Genomic DNA, 17,243 nt, shown 5'->3' with positions numbered 1-17,243 from the left:
TGACGGCTCGTCAACCCGCAACGGCCGCAGGCACGGCCGCACACACCCCCTGAACACCCCGTTCCCCGGAGACCCCGAAGGCTTCCGGGGAACACAAGTTCAGGAAGAGGCGTCATCTTGACGGCCCACAAGGGCCTGCGTCACATTGAAGCCCGACATCCGGCGCGTCGGGGGGCAAAGTCGCCAATGCAGACCTTACGCATCAAGACACCTTCGCCGGACGGCGCCGGGGACGACACCGAGCGGGCACGGCCAGGTCCGGGGAGGAACCTGTCTCCACTGCTCGCGGGGGCGGCCACGGCGGTGGGCGTGGTCGGCGCACTGCTCGCGCTCACCGACACCCACTCACCGCTGCGCGGTCCGTGCACGCTGTTCTTCCTGCTCGCGGCGCCGGCCGTGGCGATCGGGGCGGCGCTGCGCGGGCTGGATCCCTTCGGCCGGACCCTCACCGCGCTTGCGGGCGCGGTCGTACTGGACATGCTGGTCGCCCAGGGCATGCTCGCCGTGCACCGCTGGTCGGTGCGCGGCGGCGTGGTCGCGGTGACCGCGCTCAGCGTGCTGCTGTTCCTGCTCGTCCTCGGCCGGGAGAAATTCCGTTCGAGGAAATCGGAACAAGAGTGAAGAACTCGGGCCAAAGTTACGTAATGGCCAAACCAATAAAGACGTGAAATACCGTTCCAGGTCTTGCCATTCTGCTTCAATCGTCAATACCGTCGTACATCTCACCCGCATCGGTCCGTCAGCACGCGGTTCAGGGGAGGGCTCAGGGCCGTGACGTTCCGGCGCGGGGCGCGGTAGGGGGGTGCCGTGCTCGGTGACCACACTTGTGACCGAGCCGTGCCGCGCGACCGGCTGTCGTCTTTTCCGGCAGCCCGGCCAGCTTTGCCAGCTCGTCTGCGTGTACGGAGACCATTTCGCCGTGCCACGGATGAGAACCCCCCTTTCGAACCGGACAAAGAGCCGGGCCACCCAGGGGCGGGCGGTCCACCGGACGAGAGGGACCACACTCATGAGTTCTGTCCTGCATCCGCCGAGTTCGGGCCAAGACCCGTTAATGGCCACCCACTACCGGCCCATCTCCTCTCACCTGGCGATCACTCCGCCGGTGAGCGTGGTGATTCCCGCCATGAACGAGGCGGAGAATCTGCCCTACGTCTTCAAGACCCTTCCGGACTGGATACACGAAGTGGTTCTCGTGGACGGCAATTCCACCGACGACACCGTCGAAGTGGCCCGCTCGCTGCGGCCCGGGGTGCGCGTCGTCGAACAGCAGGGCAAGGGCAAGGGGGATGCCCTGATCACCGGGTTCGAGGCGTGCACCGGTGACATCATCGTGATGGTCGACGCGGACGGCTCGGCCGACGGCAACGAGATCGTGTCGTACGTGTCCGCCCTCGTCTCGGGCGCCGACTTCGCCAAGGGCTCGCGCTTCGCCAACGGCGGCGGCACGGACGACATGACCTTCATCCGCAAGCTCGGCAACTGGGCGCTGTGCACCGTCGTCAACCGCAAGTTCGGCGCCCGCTACACCGATCTCTGCTACGGGTACAACGCCTTCTGGCGGCACTGCCTCGACAAGATCGACCTCGACTGCACCGGCTTCGAGGTCGAGACCCTGATGAACATCAGAGTGGTCAAGGCGGGGCTGAAGGTGCAGGAGATCCCCAGCCACGAGTACCTCCGCATCCACGGCACGAGCAATCTGCGGGCCGTGCGGGACGGGATCCGGGTGCTGAAGGTCATCCTCAAGGAGCGCTCCAACCGGCGTGCCCTGCGCCGCCAGGCCCACCACGAGCGACTGCTGAACACCGGGCGGGGAGAGGTGACTTGAGAGATCCCGACATCTCCGTCGTGATCTGCGTGTACACCGAGGACCGCTGGGAGGACATCCTCGCGGCGGTCTCCTCGGTGCGCGCGCAGTCGTATCCGGCGCAGGAGACGCTCCTGGTCGTCGACCACAACCAGGCCCTGCGGGAACGGCTGGCCCGCGAGTACAAGGAGGCTGGCGATGTGCGCGTGCTCGGCAACGCCGGCCCGCGCGGTCTGTCGGCCGGCCGCAACACCGGAGTCGCCGCCTCCCACGGCGAGGTGATCGCCTTCCTCGACGACGACGCCGTGGCCGAGCGGGACTGGCTGCGCCGCTTCGCCGAGGGATACGCCGACCCGCGGGTGATGGCGGTCGGCGGCCGTACGCTGCCCGTCTGGGCCTCGGGCCGGCGTCCCGCCTGGTTCCCGGAGGAGTTCGACTGGGTGGTGGGCTGCACCTACCGGGGGCTGCCGCCGGGCCGGGTCCGGGTGCGCAACGTGTTGGGCGGAAACGCTTCGTTCCGGCGTACGGCGTTCGACGCGGCGGGCGGCTTCGCGACCGGCATCGGCCGCGACGGCGACCGGCGCCCACTGGGCTGCGAGGAGACGGAACTGTGCATCCGCCTCACCCGGGCCCGCCCCGACGCGGTCCTGCTCATCGACGACCGCGCGGTGATCCACCACCGGGTGCCCGCCGCCCGCGAGCACTTCGACTACTTCCGCACCCGCGCCTACGCCGAGGGCCTGTCCAAGGCGCTGGTGGCCCGCAGCGTCGGCGCCGGCCGGGGACTCGAGTCCGAACGCCGGTACACCACCCGGGTCCTGCCCGCCGGGATCGCCCGCGGCCTGCGGGACGCCCTGCTCGCCCGCCCGGGCGGCGCCGGACGCGCGGGGGCGATCGTCGCGGGGGTGCTCACCGCGGCGGGCGGCTACGTCGTGGGCAGCGTGCGGGCGCGGCGAGGCGGGCCGACGTTCTCCGTGGTGCCGGTCGCGCCGGCGAGCACACCGGGCAGCGACACGGGTGCGGGGACGGAGGAGGGGGAACGCCCATGAGCGACACCGCCGTACCCATCCTCATGTACCACGCGGTGGCGAGCGCACCGAACGACGCCACCCGGGCCCTCTCGGTCGCTCCGGAGGCCTTCGCCGAGCAGATGGCGCTCATCGGCGACCTGGGCCTGACCCCGGTCACCACCGCCGACCTCGCAGCCCGCTGGCGGTCCGGCCGCCCGCTGCCCGAGCGGCCGGTGCTGATCACCTTCGACGACGGCTACGAGGGGATCCACCGGCACGCCCTGCCCGTGCTCGCCAAGCACGGCTTCCCGGCCACGCTGTTCGTCTCCACCGGCTGGATCAGGGGCGCGTACGACACCGGGGGCAGTCTGGACGCCATGCTCGACTGGCAGCAGGTGCGCGACCTCGCGGACACCGGGGTCGAGATCGGCGGGCACAGCCACTCCCACCCGCAGCTCGACCAGCTCGACGACGCCGGCCTGCGCGCGGAACTGGTCCGCAGCACGGAGATCGTCACCGGCGAACTCGGCGCACGGCCCGTGTCGTTCGCCTACCCCTACGGCTACTCCAGCCGCCGGGTCCGCACCGCGGTCCGGGAGGCCGGGTACGCCCAGGCGCTCGCCGTCGGCAACGGGCTCGCCCGCCGCCGCCAGGGGCCGTACGCCCTGCAACGCGTCACCGTCCGCCGCGGCACGGACGTCGAGGAGTTCGAGCGGCTGCTCCAGGGCCGTGCCATCACCCGTAACTTCGCCAAGGACCACGCGCTGACCAAGGGGTACGCCCTCGTACGCAGAGCACGCCAGGTCCGCCGGAAGGCCATTCGTTCCCGTGTCTGACACGACCACCACGACCGAGGCCGCAACGCCCGAGGACCAGGCGCCCGAGCAGTCGGGGCGCCGCCTCCGCCTGCCCGGGACGGGCCGGGGGGCCGGCGGCAACCAGCTGTTCCGCAACGCCTACGCGCTGATGCTCAACACCGGCATCTCCGCCGTCCTCGGGCTGGGCTTCTGGCTGGCCGCGGCGCGCTACTACTCCGAATCGGCGGTGGGGCAGGGTTCCGCCGCCATCGCCGCGATGAAGCTGCTCGCGGGGCTGACCGCGGTGACCCTGACCGGCGCCCTGGCCCGCTTCATACCGGTGTCCGGGCAGCGTACCGGGCGGCTCATCTTCCGTACGTACGCGGGCAGTTCGCTGGTCGTGGCGGTGGCAGCGGGGATCTTCCTGCTGACGCTGGACGTGTGGGGGCCGTCGTACCGCTTCCTGCACGGGCCGGTCAACGGGCTCGGCTTCATCGCGGCCGTCGTCGCCTGGAACCTGCTCACCCTCCAGGACGGCGTGCTGACCGGGCTGCGCAGCGCGCCCTGGGTGCCGGTGGGCAACACCGTGTTCTCGGCGGTGAAGCTGGGGCTGCTCGTCGCGTTCGCCGTGGCGATCCCGACCACCGGCGTCTTCGTGTCCTGGGTCGCCGCGATCGCCACCTCGGTGGTGCCGCTGGGCTGGCTGGTGTTCCGGCGGCTGGTGCCACGGCATGTCAAGGCGACCGCGGACCACGCCGAGCCGCCGTCGCTGAAGGAGATCGGACGGTTCCTCGCCGGCGACTACACCGGCTCGCTGTTCTCGCTCGCCGTGGTCTATCTCGTCCCGGTGATCATCGCCTCGCAGGTCAGCTCCGAGGACAACGCCTACTTCTACATCACCACCACCATCGGCGGCACGACCAACCTGCTCGCCATCAACATGGGCGCGTCCCTCACGGTCGAGGGCTCGCACGACCCGGGGCGGCTCGCCGCCAACACCCGCGCCGCGCTCAAGCGGATGGCCCGGATCATGCTGCCGATCGCGAGCGTGCTGTTCGTCGGCGCCCCCCGGATCCTGGGCGTCTTCGGCGCCGGCTACGCGGACGCGGCGACCCCGCTGCTGCGCTGGTTCGCGGTGGGCGCGGTGCTGCGGGTCGTCATGGAGACGTACTTCGCGGTGCTGCGCGCGCAGAGCCGTACCGCCGGACTCGCCTGGCTGCAGGGCCTGTTGTGCGTGCTCGTGCTCGGACTGACGCTGCTGCTCCTGCCCCGGATGGGCCTGACCGGAGCGGGCGTCGCCGAGATCTCGAGTCTCGCGGTGATCGTCGCGATCGCCGCGCCGAAGCTGTGGCGGACCATCCGGTCCGCACCCCCTGCCCTGCCGGAGACGGCGGCACCCGACGGGGACCTCGCCGACCTGTCGGTGCTCCCCCGCTCTCGGCTTCTCCCCCGCTCTCGGCCTCGCTCGGGCGGGAGGACCCCCACGAGCGGGGGGACCCCCACCGGCCCCGCCGCCTCGGCACCCCGGCGCAGCCCGTCCTGGGCGCTGGACAACGACACCCTCGCCCTCGGCATCCACGTCGACTTCGACCACGTCGAACGCCGGCCGGACGTCCGCCCGGGCCCCGGCACCCCGCCCGCGGGCACACCCGTGCCGCGACCGGTCGAGGAGCCGGAACCGGGCGCGGAGGCGTCGCTGGGTCCGGCCGAGGCGGCACTGCTGAAGGAGGCGGAGGTCGACGCGCCGTTCGAGGCCGTGGCAGCCGAGCATGCCGTGGTGGACGAAGTCGTCGACGAATCCCCGGACGAGGCCGGGGACGAGGGGCCGTCCGCACCTCCCGCCCGCCCGGGGCTCACCCGCTCCGGTGTCGTTCTCGGCTGTCTGCTGATCGCCGCGCTCCTGCTGTACTGGGTGCCCGCGCTGCGCCTCGGCGAGGCAGACCTCGACGGGATGGGCGGGCTCGGCCTGGTCTCCGTGCTGCCGCTGCCGACGCTGGTGGGGGCGGCCCTGTTGATCACGGTGTTCGCCTCACTGCTCCGGCTGCGCCGCGAGCACCGGGCCCTGCTGCTGGTCACGCTGCTCGCGACCGTGGTGTCTTTGCACGCGCTGCCCGCGGTGCTGGAGACCGAGCCGCGGTTCGCGACGGCCTGGCAGCACCTCGGCTTCATCGACTACATCGACCGCACCGGGTCCGCCGTACCGGATCTGGACGCCCGCTGGAGCTGGCCGGGATTCTTCGCGGTGGCCGCGTTCGTCGCCCGGGCGTGCGGGATCGACGACTTCACGGAGATCATCCGCTGGTGGCCGACGGCGGTCCAACTCGCCTATCTGGCTCCGATGTTCCTGCTCACCAGGTCGCTTCGGGCGAGCTGGCGGGCCAAGTGGACCGGCGTGTGGCTCTTCGTGCTCAGCGGCTGGGTCGGACAGGACTACTTCTCCCCGCAGGGCTTCACGTTCCTGCTGTACCTCGTGTTCGTGGCGATCCTGCTGGTGTGGTTCCGGGCTCCCCACGCGGTCTGGACGAAGTTCCGTCCGGGCGAGGCCGAGGTCGAGCCCACCGACCGGCGCCGGCGGGCCGTGCTGCTCCTGGTGCTGATCGGTCTGTACGCGGCGAGCGTCCCGGCGCACCAGCTCACCCCGTTCGTGATGCTCGGCGTGCTCGCCGCGCTGGTGCTGCTCGGCCGGTCGGAGCTGCGCGGGCTGCCCATCCTGTTCACGGTGCTGGTCGCGGTCTGGGTCTGCTTCATGGCCGAGCCGTACTGGTCCGGGCACTTCGACGACCTCTTCGGCGGGGTCGGTGGAGTCGGCAGCAACGTCTCGACCTCGGTCTCCGGCCGTATCCAGGGCGGGAACCCGACGCACAAGCTGGTCCTGTACATCCGGGTCCTGCTGGCCGGTTCGGTGCTGGCCCTCGCCTGCTGGGGCTGGTGGCGGCGGCGCTTCCACCGGTACCGCGAACGGTCGCTGCTGGTGCTCACCTTCGTCCCGTTTCTGGGCTTCGGCATGCAGTCGTACGGCGGCGAGATGGCGCTGCGCGTCTTCATGTTCGCGGTGCCGGGCGCGGCCCTGCTCGGCGCGCTCGCCCTGTTCCCGCGTACCGGCGTCACCGCGAGGGAGCGCGAGAAGGAGCGGATCGGTCTCGCCCCCCTGGCCGCGCTGCTCACCGGGCTGCTGCTGATGGGCGGCTTCCTGGTGGCCCGGTGGGGCAACGAGTCGTTCGAGCGGACCCGGCCCGGCGAGGTCGCGGCCATGGACTGGGTGTACGCCCACGACCGGCCGACGGTACGGCTGCTGTGGCTGAGCCAGGACACGGTCAACGACGTGACCCCGGCCATGCCGTGGGGCGCCCGGGACATGGAACGGGTGAACTACGTGCCGACGTCGGCACCCGTCGACCCGGTGCTGGTGTCCGGTCTGGTCAAGGCGCTCAAGGATGCGGGCCCGAACTCGTATCTGATGATCAACGAGAGTCAGGTGACCTATCTGGAGCTGGACGCGGGTTACTCGGCGACCTGGAAGTCCCGGCTGATCCACAACCTGGACGACCGGCAGGAGTTGACGAGGGTCCTGGTCAACGCCGACGTCACCGTGTACGCGCTGCGCAAGCAGCCGACGGGCCCGGTGCCGAAGCCGAACCCGGGCCGGATCGGGCCGCAGGTGACGTGGACGTCGTGGTCGGTGGTCGGCGCGCTGGCCGCCGTGGCGCTGATCCTGCTGCTCACCGCGCGCGAGGTGGTCCGGGTCGCGGCGCGGCCGAGCATCGGACAACTGCGCTGGCTGCAGGGCAGCTTCTGGTTCTCGGTGCCGCTGCTGGCGGTGCTGCTGGCCTCGCTGGTACAGCGGTTCCTGACGATGAAGTGACGGGTACGGGGCGGTGGCTCAGCGGTCGAGCCACCGCACCTCGTACGCGTGCATGTCGAACCGCTTTCCGTCGACCTGGGCGCTGATCGGCCGGTCGAGGGTGTTGACCACGAGGACCGTCCTGCTGCCGGCCAGCACCCGTACGTTGGGCACGTCGTCCTGGGCGACGGACACCGTCTCGTACCGGGTGCCCGGCGGGAACGCCCGGTCGAACCGGGACACCAGGTCGTACAGGGGGAGTTCCCTGCCCCCGCCCGGCGTGTCGGTCGGCGTCCACAGGCAGCCGGGGCAGTCGGTGCCCGTCTTCTTCTCCGGGTTCCAGTAGAAGCCGGAGTCGGCGCCGCCCTTGACCATGGCGATCATCCCGGTGGCGTGCACGGCGAGGCGGTGCGCCTCGGACCAGCCCTTGCGTTCGTCCTTGCCGTCGGCGGGCTCGACGTAGTACTCGGCCCACCACAGGGGCAGGTCATGGGTCTGCTGCCGTACCCACTCGCCCACCGCGGTGAGCTTGTCGGTGGCCGCGAACTCGTCGGGCAGCAGGTCGTCGTCGTTGGTGTAGCTGGAGCCGTCGACGACCACGAAGTCGGCGCCGGCCTTGTGGCTGTTCCAGTAGCCGAAGGCATCGAGGACCCGCTGGTCCATGGCACCCCAGGCACCCCGGAGGGCGGTCGACGCGTTCTCCTGCTGCCGCGGGTCGACACTGTCCATGACCAGGTACGGGCCGCCGACCATGATGTCCTTGTCGACCTTCTTCAGCGCCTTGTAGACAAGGTTGTACATCGTCGTGTAGCCCTCGTAGTCCCAGCGGCCCCTGGCGTTGTTCCAGAAGCCCTTGAACTCGTTCCACACGATGAAGTGGCGTACGTCGGGATAGCGCTTGGCGACGGTCGCGGCGAGGTCGGCGAAGTCCTGGTAGTGGTCCGGGGTGGGCGCGGTCTCCAGGGCGGCCTGGCTCCAGTCGGTGTTGTCGACGCCGGCCCTGCCGCCCTTCATCCAGTCCGGCGAGCAGCACAGCGTGACCACGGGGGTGCCGCCGGACCTGCGGATGAAGTCGATGCGGCGGTCCATGGCGCCGAAGTCGTAATGGCCCTTCACCGGCTCGGGGTTGTCGGCGCCCCAGCCCATGAGGGCCTGGTCCTGCGGCAGCCCGCCGTGCTGCGCGAGCAGCCCGGCGACCCGGTCGGTGGCCGCGCCGCTGCCCTGGTCGGCGCTGTACTGGGTGTGGGTGAAACCCCAGCCCACGTACGGCTCCGGGCGCTCGGGCGGGGTGGCGGGCGTGCCGTGGACCTTGTCGCCGTCGCGCGAGGTACCGGCGGTGCTTCCGCCGCCGGGCAGCGTGTTGATCAGGGTGACGACCAGGGCCAGAGCGGCCACGCCCACACCGAGCAGGGCGGTGAGCCGCCACCGTCGATTCCCCGTATACCACTCATGACGTCCCATCATGGACAACAGTAACGGCGGAGACCAGGTACGGGGCGGCTCTTGGGAACACCCGGGACAAGGGGTGGAAATGCCGTGCGCGGAGGGCATCGGTGCCGGATCATGGCGGCATGGCCGTGAACCCGCACGAAGCTCTGCCGATCAGGCTCCACGTCGACGACTCCGACTCTCCGTCCGACGTCGTCGACGCGCTGTTCCTCGGCCGCTTCGCGACGGGCGAGCAGCCGTACTCGCACGCGGCGAACATCGACCGCGTGCGCTCCGGGGCGACCCTGCTGCCGGAGGGCGCCCGGGTGCTGCGGGTCGCGCGCGACGACGACCGCAGCGCGACCCTCGCGGAGGGCGACGGCTGGACCCTGCTGGTCTCCCGCTGGAACCGCGGCGCGGACGTCACGGTGACCGCGACCAGCGCCGAGCTGGCGAAGACGGTTCTCGACCGGGCCACGGACGGCGCGTCCGACGAGCCGGAACCGCAGCCGGAGAACGTGACCATGGGCTTCTGGTACGTCTCCCCGCGGCGCGGCCCGCACCGCACCACCCGCCAGATCTCCGCGGGCACCTGGGACGAGGTGCGCCCCAACTACACGGCCCCCGTGGCGGACGCGATGGACCGCCTGATGAAGACGACTCCGGAGGACATCGCGGGCCGGCTGCTCCTGCTGCACGGCCCGCCCGGGACCGGCAAGACCTCCGCGCTGCGCACGCTCGCCCGCTCCTGGCGGGACTGGTGTCAGGTGGACTGCGTGCTGGACCCGGAGCGGCTCTTCTCCGACGTCGGCTACCTGATGGACATCGCGATCGGCGAGGAGGACAGCGCGGGCAAGGGCCGCTGGCGGCTGCTCCTGCTGGAGGACTGCGACGAGCTGATCCGCGGCGAGGCCAGGCACACCGCGGGGCAGGCCCTGTCCCGGCTGCTCAACCTCACCGACGGCCTGCTCGGCCAGGGCCGCAACGTCCTGGTCGGCGTCACCACCAACGAGGACCTGGAGCGTCTGCACCCGGCCGTGGTCCGCCCCGGCCGCTGCCTGGCCCGCATCGAGGTGGGCGCGCTGACCCGCCACGAGGCGGTGAACTGGCTCGGCACCGAGGAGGGCGTCGGCCGCGAGGGCGCGACCCTGGCCGAGCTGTTCGCGCTGCGCCGGGGCACGGCACCGACGTCGGTCCCGGGGGCGCGGGACGGCGCGGACGCGGGGCTGTACCTGTAGGTCCTGTAGTACCTGTAGGACCTGTAGCCGATCGCCTCCGGTGCTTTGATGGACATATGACCCTGTTCGTCGGCACGTCCGGGTGGCAGTACAAGGACTGGCGGGGGGTCCTGTATCCGGTCGACCGTCCGACCCGGCTGTGGCTGGAGGAGTACGCGACGCGCTTCGCCACGGTGGAGATCAACAACGCCTTCTACCGGCTGCCGACGCGGGAGAACTTCGAGGCCTGGCGGGACCGGGTGCCGGACGACTTCGTGGTGGCGGTGAAGGCGAGCCGGTACCTCACGCACATCAAGCGGCTGAAGGACCCCGAGGAGCCGGTCCACCGCCTGATGACCCACGCGGCGGGCCTGGGCGCCCGCCTCGGCCCGGTCCTCCTCCAGCTCCCACCCACGCTGCGCGCGGACCCGTCCCTGCTGGACACCTGCCTGGCCTGCTTCCCCTCCGGCACACGAGTCGCGGTCGAGCCACGCCACGACTCGTGGTGGACACCCGAGGTGCGCAGGCTCCTGGAGTCCCGGAGCGCGGCCCTGTGCTGGGCGGACGTCCGGGCCCACCCGGTGACTCCCCTGTGGCGCACGACGGACTGGGGCTACCTCCGCTTCCACGAGGGGCGCGCCCAGCCGTGGCCGCGCTACGGCCGACGGTCCCTGGAGACGTGGGTGGACCGCATCGCGACGACCTGGACCGACGCCGAGGACGTGTACGCGTACTTCAACAACGATCCCGGCGGAGCGGCGGTGGAGGACGCGGTGACGTTCGGGACGGCGGCGACGAGAGCGGGCCTGACCGTGACGCGAACGCCGGGTGTCCTCTCATCACGCCGTTAGGCGATGTCCGCCGCAACGGTGCTCAGCCATGACGGCCCCTCCCGGCGGTGCCGAACTCTCCTCAGCCCTCCCCGTAAGCCGCCCGCAGGGCATCCCGCACCGCGGCCGACGCCTCGTCCTCGGTCAGCCCGAGCCGCCGAACCCGCTCCGCGTAAGCCTGAGCAGCCAGCGACGCCTCACGCACCGCGGCCGAGCCGGCGGCAGCCACGAACGTGCCGTTGCGCCCCCGCGTCTCGATCACCCCGTCGCCCTCCAGCGCCCGGTACGCCTTGGCGACCGTGTTCACCGCGAGCCCCAGCGACTCGGCCAGCCCCCGCACGGTCGGCAGCCGGTACCCCACCGGCAGCACCCCGGATCGCGCCTGCTCGGAAATCTGCGCCCGCACCTGTTCGTACGGCGGCGCACTGTCATCGATGTGGATCTTCAGGCTCACAAGGCCGATTGTCCCGTACCCACCGGAAAATCAGAGGCATCCCCCGCACATCTCCCCGTACGGTGCCTCCTCATGACTGTGATCGTGCGCGACCTGCAGCCCGACGTCCAAGCCGACACCGAGGGCTATGCCCGGGTCCGCCATCTCGCCCTGCCGTACATCCTGTTCACCCCGGAGTCCGTCCGTCACACCCTCGCCCACAGTCACCCCGACGCCCACTTCCGCGCGCTGATCGCGGTCGAGGACGGCGAGGTGATCGGCACGGCCGGGGTCTCCCTGGCGCACGACAGCACGGAGCCGGGCCAGGGGTACCTCAACATCTATGTACGCCCGGACCGCGTCCACCGCGGCGCCGGCCGGCTCCTCGCCCGGACCGCCGAGGAGCATCTCGCCGCCGTGGGCGCGACCAAGCTGTACACGTGGGTCCTCGACGAGCCGGCCCATCACGCCTTCGCCGACCGGCACGGCTACACCCGGGGGCGCCCCGCGCACTTCCTCCGTCTGGACCTGGCGCACGGCGCCCTCCCGCCGCTCCCGGAGATCCCGCCGGGCGTGGAGCTGCGCACGGCCGCCGACTTCGCGGACGACCCGCGGCCGCTGTTCGAGCTGGACGCGGAAACGGTGCCGGACGAACCCGGCGAGATCAACGTCGAGTTCACGGACTACGACGCCTGGCTGGAGCAGACGTGGAGGCATCCGCTGCTGCACCCCGAGCTGACCATGGCCGCGGTCGTCGACGGCCGTCCGGTCGCCTTCAGTGTGGCCTACACCGACGGCGCCACCCGCTACACCACCGCGATGACCGGCACGGCCCGGACCCACCGCGGCCGGGGCCTGGCCAAGCTCGCCAAGATCCACTCCCTGTACCGGGCACGTGCCGCCGGCCTCACCGAGGCCTTCACGGGCAACGACGCCGGCAACGACCCGATGATCGCGATCAACAAGTGGCTCGGGTACGAGATCTGCGCGACGGAGGTGCGCTATGTCCGCGAACTCGGCTGAGACCGCCGGCCGGGTGGAGGTCGTCCTGGTCAAGGGCGGCCGCACGAAGATCCGTTATCCGGCGGAGCTGCTGGCCGACGATGGTGTCCGCGTCTCGGTCCGCGCCCCGTGGGCGGGCGAGGGCGTCCGCGACTTCGGCTTCGTGCGGTTCGAGGCGGGCGACGTGTTCACCGAGCACTACTGGCGGGACCGCTGGTACTCGGTGAAGGAGGTCCGGGCCGGGGACGGCACCCTCAAGGGCTGGTACTGCGACATCACGCGCCCGGCCGTCCGGTCCGGCACCGAGCTGGTCGTCGAGGACCTCGACCTGGACCTGTGGCGCTCCGCCGACGGCACGGACGTACGGCGTCTGGACGAGGACGAGTTCGCCGAGAGCGGGCTGGCGGACACGGACCCCGAGGCCGCGTCCGCCGCCGTGGCCGCCCTGGACGAGCTGGAGGCGCTGGCCCGCGCGGGCGGCTTCGAGAAGCTGTTGATCTGACGCCGCGCAGGCTCCGCCCGACTGCACCGTCTACACGGTCGCGACCACCGCATACCGCTCGTCGTCCACGGTCTTCCCCCACAGCACGGGGTCGTCGGACAGCCGCTCCACGCGCACGTGCCCGGCGACGGGCTCCAGCAGGGCGGTGAGCCGGTCGGCGGGTATGCCGACCGGGGCGAGGGTCCCCCAGACGCCCTCGACCAGCACGAACCGGCCTGCGGGCCGCAGCAGGGTGCGCCAGTGCCGCAGGACGCGCGCGGGGTCGGGCAGGGTCCACAGCACATGCCGGACGAGGACGACGTCGTACCGCTGCTCCCCCACCGGCGGCACGGCGGCGTCCCCGTGCAGGACCGCCGCGTCCCGTCCGGCGAGCTTGGCCCGGGCCCGCTCGACCATGGCCGGCGAGCTGTCGACGCCGGTCACCCGGTGTCCCTGCTCGGCGGCGAGGAGCGACAGACTGCCGGTGCCGCAGCCGAGGTCCAGTACGTCGGCGGGGTGCTCGGGCAGCCAGGACCGGAGCAGTGCCGCCCAGCGGGCACGCACCTCCGGTGCGCGCAGGCCGTGGTCCGGCTCGTCGTCGAACGCGGTGGCCGCCGCGTCCCAGTCCACCTCGGTACCCAACGCAACCAAGCGCTCACTCTCGTTCGTCATTCCCCCAGAGTGACACCCGCCACTGACAGTCCCGACGTGACAGCCACCACTGACAGACCGGCACCGATGAGGAACTCTCGCCCAAAGGGTCCACCTCCGTGACACCACGGATCCAGGTGGGCACTGAAGGAGGCAGCCATGCGCCGAGTGACCGTGCAGAAGCCCCTGAAGAGGACGGACGGCCGCCGGATCCGCGAAGAGGCGGAGGAGCGCCCCGCGGGGCGTCCGGAGGTGCGCAAGGACATCGCACGCACCTGGTGGCCGGACAGCTGACCGGGCCGGCAGATTCCGGTGTCCGGGGTCAGACCAGTCGTTTCCGGTAGTGGATGCGGTCGTACGGCCCGTCCACGCGCCGCTCCACGACCTCGTAGCCGAACCTCGGATAGATCTTCTGGTTCTCCCACATCAGCGCGTTCGTGTAGAGCCTGACCTCGGGCAGGCCGAGCGCACGCGCGCGTGCGTCCACGAACTCCAGCAGGCGCCGCCCCACCCCTTTGCCGTGCGCGTCCGGACGGACGGCGATGCTGTCGAGAAACAGGTGGTCCCCGTGAGCCTCGACCACGACGAGCCCGGCCACCGGCTCCCCGAACACGAACACCCGGCCCGCGGCCACGTCCGCCGCATGGTCCGCCTCCATGGGCTGCGGCACCACCCCGATGCGCTCGATGTAGCGGTGGTACGCCGCATCGGTCACGGCCTTCACGGCCGGCACGTCGGCAGCCCGGGCGGGCCGGATCTCGTCGTTCGTCATGGCGGGAAGGTTATCCACCTCAGCGCAGTCCGAGCGTCGGAGGCTCATGGCACGCGTACGGGCTTTCCCTTCGCCGCCGAGCCCGTCGAGCACGACGTCGACGCCCTTCCCGGAGAACTCGCGCACCCGCTTGGACGGACAGCAGCCGAGTCAGCCAGGCATTCACCCCTGCAGGGTGATGCTCACGGCCCAAAGCGGCGACGAACGTGGTTGGCGTGAGGTCGGCCAGACGTTCGGCAGGGAGTTCCCGATGTCAACTACCCACGAGACCAGGCAGCTCGACGAGGTCCGCAACGCCCGCTACGGAGAGATCATCCTGATCAGCTCTGGGGAACGGGGAGAGCTTCGGGCCGAGGTGTACAACACCATGGGCCTCAACGACTGCCCGCCTGAGAAGTGGTCGGCTCTGGATGCAGGCAGCGTTGCCCGCGATGCCGAGGTGCCTGCCGCTTGGTTGAACGGTCCACGGTTCTGGCTGATGGACCGCATCACCGTGTCCAGGGTCGGCGACATCCACTCGTTCCAGGGGCTGGAGGCACGCTGGGTCGCCGCACTGGAAATTCCCGCGGGCTTGGACCTCAACAGCAGGGGAAGCGAGCGCTTCTACAAGGACGTGGTGATCGACCGGGACACCGAATGGCTGTTCGCCGCGGGCAAGCCCGTCTATCAACTGCGCGATCCCGATGGCCGTACGTACGTGATGCAGGCGTACTCACACATCGTGGACGACACCCTCGACCTGGACGCGCTTCCCGGGCTGGCGGACCGGCTACAACTCCCGGATGGATGGACGTACCGCGAGGACACCCCGGCACACGACCTCTCGCTGCGTACCGTGACCGGAGAGGCGCACGTCGTGCAGGACGAGCTCGAGAACACCTACATGCTCGTGACACAGTGAGGCGCCCAGGACGGCCGTCGAGCATGCGATCAAGCACGAAGCCGAGCGGGTGAAGACCCTGGCTCGCGACTTCGTGCAGACAACCACACGGGTGGCAGCAGCTGCGGTGACATCCCCACGGGCCGACTGTCATTCGGCGGGAAGCTGCAGCAACTCGTCGTGACCGTCGCTGACACCGCCACCGAGTAGCGCCCGGTCGCTGCGCCTGCGCCCCGTACCGCATCCCTCGCGGTACGGGGCGCCTGCATGTCCGAGGCAGGCGACCGCCCTTGACGCAGTTCTGCACGAGAATCGCGCGCGAAACGAACGCGAATCGTCGACGAATCGCACGCGGATCGATCGCGCTCGGACGCCCTTGCAGGTCAACGCGATCTGTCCCCAGGGGACGACCGGTGGGCATCCTCAAGGAGGGCGAGGAGAACCCGTACGCGACGTGAACCCCGCATCCGGGAGACCGAGACCGATCTCGACGGCGGGGTTCCCCGCTCCCCTGTCCCTGGTCCCGGAAGCGGGTCCCGGGTTCCTACTGGACGTCGACGAAGTCGCTGGCCGACGTCGCGGCGTCGGTGGCCGTGGTACCCGCGTAGGAGAAGCGGTAGTACCCGTCGCTCGTCGCCGTCGTGGTGGCCTTCACCGCTCCGCCGGAGCCGCTGGTGACGGTCTTGAGAGTCGTGTACGTGCTGGTGCCCGACTTGCGGTACTGGAGCTTCACCGACACGTTGCTCAGGCCCGCGTACGCATGGGTCTCCCAGTTGGCGCGGGTGAGCGTGCCCTTGACCGTGATGGTCCGGCCATGGACCACCGGCTCGGGCGAGGCATCCGCGGTCAGCGTGGTGTTGCGCTTCACATGCACAGAGCCGGCGTATCCGTCGCTGACGGAACCGCTCGGGCGGCCGTACGCGATGGCGTACGCGTGCCAGGTGCCCGCATAGGAGTTCGTGGTCATGTCGACCTTCGGATCCACGGTGAAGTGGACCGTGCACGTCGACGTCTGGGCATCGGCTGCCACGCATGAGCCCGATCCCTCCTCGGCGGGCAGCAGAACGCCGTCCCTGCCCTGGTCATCGAAGGAGGTGCCGTGCCACAGGGCGACCCAGCCGCCGGTGACGCCGTCCGGGTCGGCCGCGGTCACCGTGGCGGTGAACGACTTCTCGGCGGAGGTGCCGAGGACGATGTCCTTGCCCCCGTTGACGACGACCTTCGTGATCGTCGTGTCGTCGTCACTGGTCATAGGCCCCGCGTGCGCCTGCGCGACGGTGGGAAACACCAGAGCCGAAGAGAGAACCAGGGCGCCGGACAGAGTGGCGACCGAAGCGCGTCTGCGCATATGCATCCCCCGCGGTGAGAAGAAGGGCCCCCGCGGGACGTTTCCCGACAAGAGCCCATGGGCGCACGCATCGTACAGATTCTTTCCAGCCACGACGAGATGCGGGGATCCCTCGATCCCTCCCCGGAGACTCGCGCGCGCGTTCCCCTCCCCAACACCGCGCCCGCCTCTGCCACCGCCGTTGGCACGCCTAGTCGACGGCAGCAGCCGAAGCGGTTAGACGGTTGCCATGGTGAGAGCACATCAGCGCGCAGGAGGACAACGCCACCGCAGGCTACAGCGGTTGGTTGCTCACCAAGCCTCGGCCCTACCACGGGCGTGCCAAGTAGGGTGCCGCTCGTGAACACGTCTCCTGATCGCGTCGACAGCAAAGAGGACCTGGCTGCCTTCGTACGTGCCCTCCATCGCAACCACACCGATGAGGGCCGCTCATGGGAGAACGCGGACCTCGCGAGTTTCCTGGAGGCGCTGGCAGCCTGGATCGACGACGCGGACGGCTGGTACAGCAACGCCGGCCGCAATCTGCCCGCCAGCGGTGACTGGAGCTTCTTCGCACGAGCCTTGCAGGCTGCGACCAACTACGAGTAGTCCAAGGCTCACAGCAGACGCACGGAACGGGGGCAGCGCCTGTGCCAGACACGTGCTAGATGTATTGATCACGAGCGTTGTTGACGCTTGCCGGGCTTGATCATGGCGAAGACCTCCGGTGTGGTGGAGCTGTCTAGGACTGCACCGCACGGAGG

At 70.6% G+C, this 17,243-nt stretch carries 17 protein-coding genes; 12 read left to right on the top strand and 5 right to left on the bottom strand.

Features of this window, described 5'->3' with window-relative positions; genetic code table 11:
• Positions 1 to 186 precede the first annotated feature (186 nt).
• The 5 genes from ACIF83_RS44520 to ACIF83_RS44500 all read left to right on the top strand — a co-directional run bounded on the left by ACIF83_RS44520 (position 187) and on the right by ACIF83_RS44500 (position 7,479).
• The gene (locus ACIF83_RS44520; protein ID WP_399736213.1) at positions 187 to 621 is read left to right on the top strand and encodes a hypothetical protein; all 435 of its coding nucleotides are present in this window, start codon (positions 187 to 189) and stop codon (positions 619 to 621) included.
• 388 nt (positions 622 to 1,009) lie between these two features.
• On the top strand, positions 1,010 to 1,831 hold the full coding sequence (locus tag ACIF83_RS44515) for a glycosyltransferase family 2 protein (RefSeq protein ID WP_398140805.1): 822 nt from the start codon (positions 1,010 to 1,012) through the stop codon (positions 1,829 to 1,831).
• Complete coding sequence (locus ACIF83_RS44510) at positions 1,828 to 2,859, top strand: glycosyltransferase (protein WP_398140806.1); 1,032 nt, start codon at positions 1,828 to 1,830, stop codon at positions 2,857 to 2,859. The genes ACIF83_RS44515 and ACIF83_RS44510 overlap by 4 nt, the downstream gene beginning before the upstream one ends.
• On the top strand, positions 2,856 to 3,656 hold the full coding sequence (locus tag ACIF83_RS44505) for a polysaccharide deacetylase family protein (RefSeq protein WP_399736209.1): 801 nt from the start codon (positions 2,856 to 2,858) through the stop codon (positions 3,654 to 3,656). The genes ACIF83_RS44510 and ACIF83_RS44505 overlap by 4 nt, the downstream gene beginning before the upstream one ends.
• The gene (locus ACIF83_RS44500) at positions 3,649 to 7,479 is read left to right on the top strand and encodes a lipopolysaccharide biosynthesis protein (protein ID WP_399736206.1); all 3,831 of its coding nucleotides are present in this window, start codon (positions 3,649 to 3,651) and stop codon (positions 7,477 to 7,479) included. Before ACIF83_RS44505 ends, ACIF83_RS44500 begins: the two co-directional genes overlap by 8 nt.
• 18 nt (positions 7,480 to 7,497) lie before the next feature.
• Here ACIF83_RS44500 and ACIF83_RS44495 read toward each other — a convergent pair whose 3' ends face one another.
• Entirely contained in the window at positions 7,498 to 8,919 is a 1,422-nt protein-coding gene (locus tag ACIF83_RS44495) for a xylan 1,4-beta-xylosidase (protein ID WP_399736304.1), read from the bottom strand.
• Between the two features lie 110 nt (positions 8,920 to 9,029).
• Between ACIF83_RS44495 and ACIF83_RS44490 the strand changes: the two genes are divergently transcribed.
• The gene (locus ACIF83_RS44490; RefSeq protein WP_393476402.1) at positions 9,030 to 10,124 is read left to right on the top strand and encodes a DUF5925 domain-containing protein; all 1,095 of its coding nucleotides are present in this window, start codon (positions 9,030 to 9,032) and stop codon (positions 10,122 to 10,124) included.
• A gap of 56 nt (positions 10,125 to 10,180) precedes the next feature.
• Positions 10,181 to 10,954, top strand: coding sequence for a DUF72 domain-containing protein (locus tag ACIF83_RS44485; protein ID WP_399736203.1), 774 nt, complete (start codon positions 10,181 to 10,183; stop codon positions 10,952 to 10,954).
• Positions 10,955 to 11,015: 61 nt separating this feature from the next.
• On the opposite strand, the gene ACIF83_RS44480 is transcribed toward ACIF83_RS44485, so the two are convergent.
• Positions 11,016 to 11,387 carry a GntR family transcriptional regulator gene (locus ACIF83_RS44480; protein ID WP_393476408.1) on the bottom strand — a complete coding sequence of 124 codons (372 nt, stop codon included), beginning with the start codon at positions 11,385 to 11,387 and terminating at the stop codon, positions 11,016 to 11,018.
• A 72-nt stretch (positions 11,388 to 11,459) separates the two neighbouring features.
• On the opposite strand from ACIF83_RS44480, the gene ACIF83_RS44475 reads away from it, so the two are divergent.
• Positions 11,460 to 12,389, top strand: coding sequence for a GNAT family N-acetyltransferase (locus ACIF83_RS44475; protein WP_399736199.1), 930 nt, complete (start codon positions 11,460 to 11,462; stop codon positions 12,387 to 12,389).
• Complete coding sequence (locus ACIF83_RS44470) at positions 12,370 to 12,870, top strand: DUF402 domain-containing protein (RefSeq protein ID WP_393476413.1); 501 nt, start codon at positions 12,370 to 12,372, stop codon at positions 12,868 to 12,870. Before ACIF83_RS44475 ends, ACIF83_RS44470 begins: the two co-directional genes overlap by 20 nt.
• Before the next feature lie 30 nt (positions 12,871 to 12,900).
• Here ACIF83_RS44470 and ACIF83_RS44465 read toward each other — a convergent pair whose 3' ends face one another.
• On the bottom strand, positions 12,901 to 13,521 hold the full coding sequence (locus ACIF83_RS44465) for a class I SAM-dependent methyltransferase (RefSeq protein WP_393476416.1): 621 nt from the start codon (positions 13,519 to 13,521) through the stop codon (positions 12,901 to 12,903).
• Between the two features lie 138 nt (positions 13,522 to 13,659).
• Here ACIF83_RS44465 and ACIF83_RS44460 point away from each other — a divergent pair, with 138 nt between their 5' ends.
• Positions 13,660 to 13,794: a hypothetical protein gene (locus ACIF83_RS44460; protein WP_386574576.1), complete on the top strand. Its 135-nt coding sequence runs from the start codon at positions 13,660 to 13,662 to the stop codon at positions 13,792 to 13,794.
• A 28-nt stretch (positions 13,795 to 13,822) separates the two neighbouring features.
• Here the strand turns inward: ACIF83_RS44460 and ACIF83_RS44455 are convergent, their stop codons facing one another.
• Positions 13,823 to 14,272 carry a GNAT family N-acetyltransferase gene (locus tag ACIF83_RS44455; RefSeq protein WP_393476419.1) on the bottom strand — a complete coding sequence of 150 codons (450 nt, stop codon included), beginning with the start codon at positions 14,270 to 14,272 and terminating at the stop codon, positions 13,823 to 13,825.
• Between the two features lie 178 nt (positions 14,273 to 14,450).
• Between ACIF83_RS44455 and ACIF83_RS44450 the strand changes: the two genes are divergently transcribed.
• Entirely contained in the window at positions 14,451 to 15,173 is a 723-nt protein-coding gene (locus tag ACIF83_RS44450) for a hypothetical protein (protein ID WP_399736301.1), read from the top strand.
• Between the two features lie 523 nt (positions 15,174 to 15,696).
• On the opposite strand, the gene ACIF83_RS44445 is transcribed toward ACIF83_RS44450, so the two are convergent.
• Positions 15,697 to 16,404 (bottom strand): hypothetical protein, encoded by a 708-nt coding sequence (locus tag ACIF83_RS44445; RefSeq protein WP_399736194.1) that lies wholly within the window; start codon positions 16,402 to 16,404, stop codon positions 15,697 to 15,699.
• A 435-nt stretch (positions 16,405 to 16,839) separates the two neighbouring features.
• Between ACIF83_RS44445 and ACIF83_RS44440 the strand changes: the two genes are divergently transcribed.
• Complete coding sequence (locus ACIF83_RS44440) at positions 16,840 to 17,088, top strand: hypothetical protein (RefSeq protein WP_399736191.1); 249 nt, start codon at positions 16,840 to 16,842, stop codon at positions 17,086 to 17,088.
• Positions 17,089 to 17,243: the final 155 nt, after the last annotated feature.

The sequence above is a fragment of the Streptomyces sp. NPDC085866 genome, from assembly GCF_044541035.1.
GTDB lineage: Bacteria > Actinomycetota > Actinomycetes > Streptomycetales > Streptomycetaceae > Streptomyces.
This window is presented reverse-complemented; position numbering and strand designations above follow the sequence as displayed.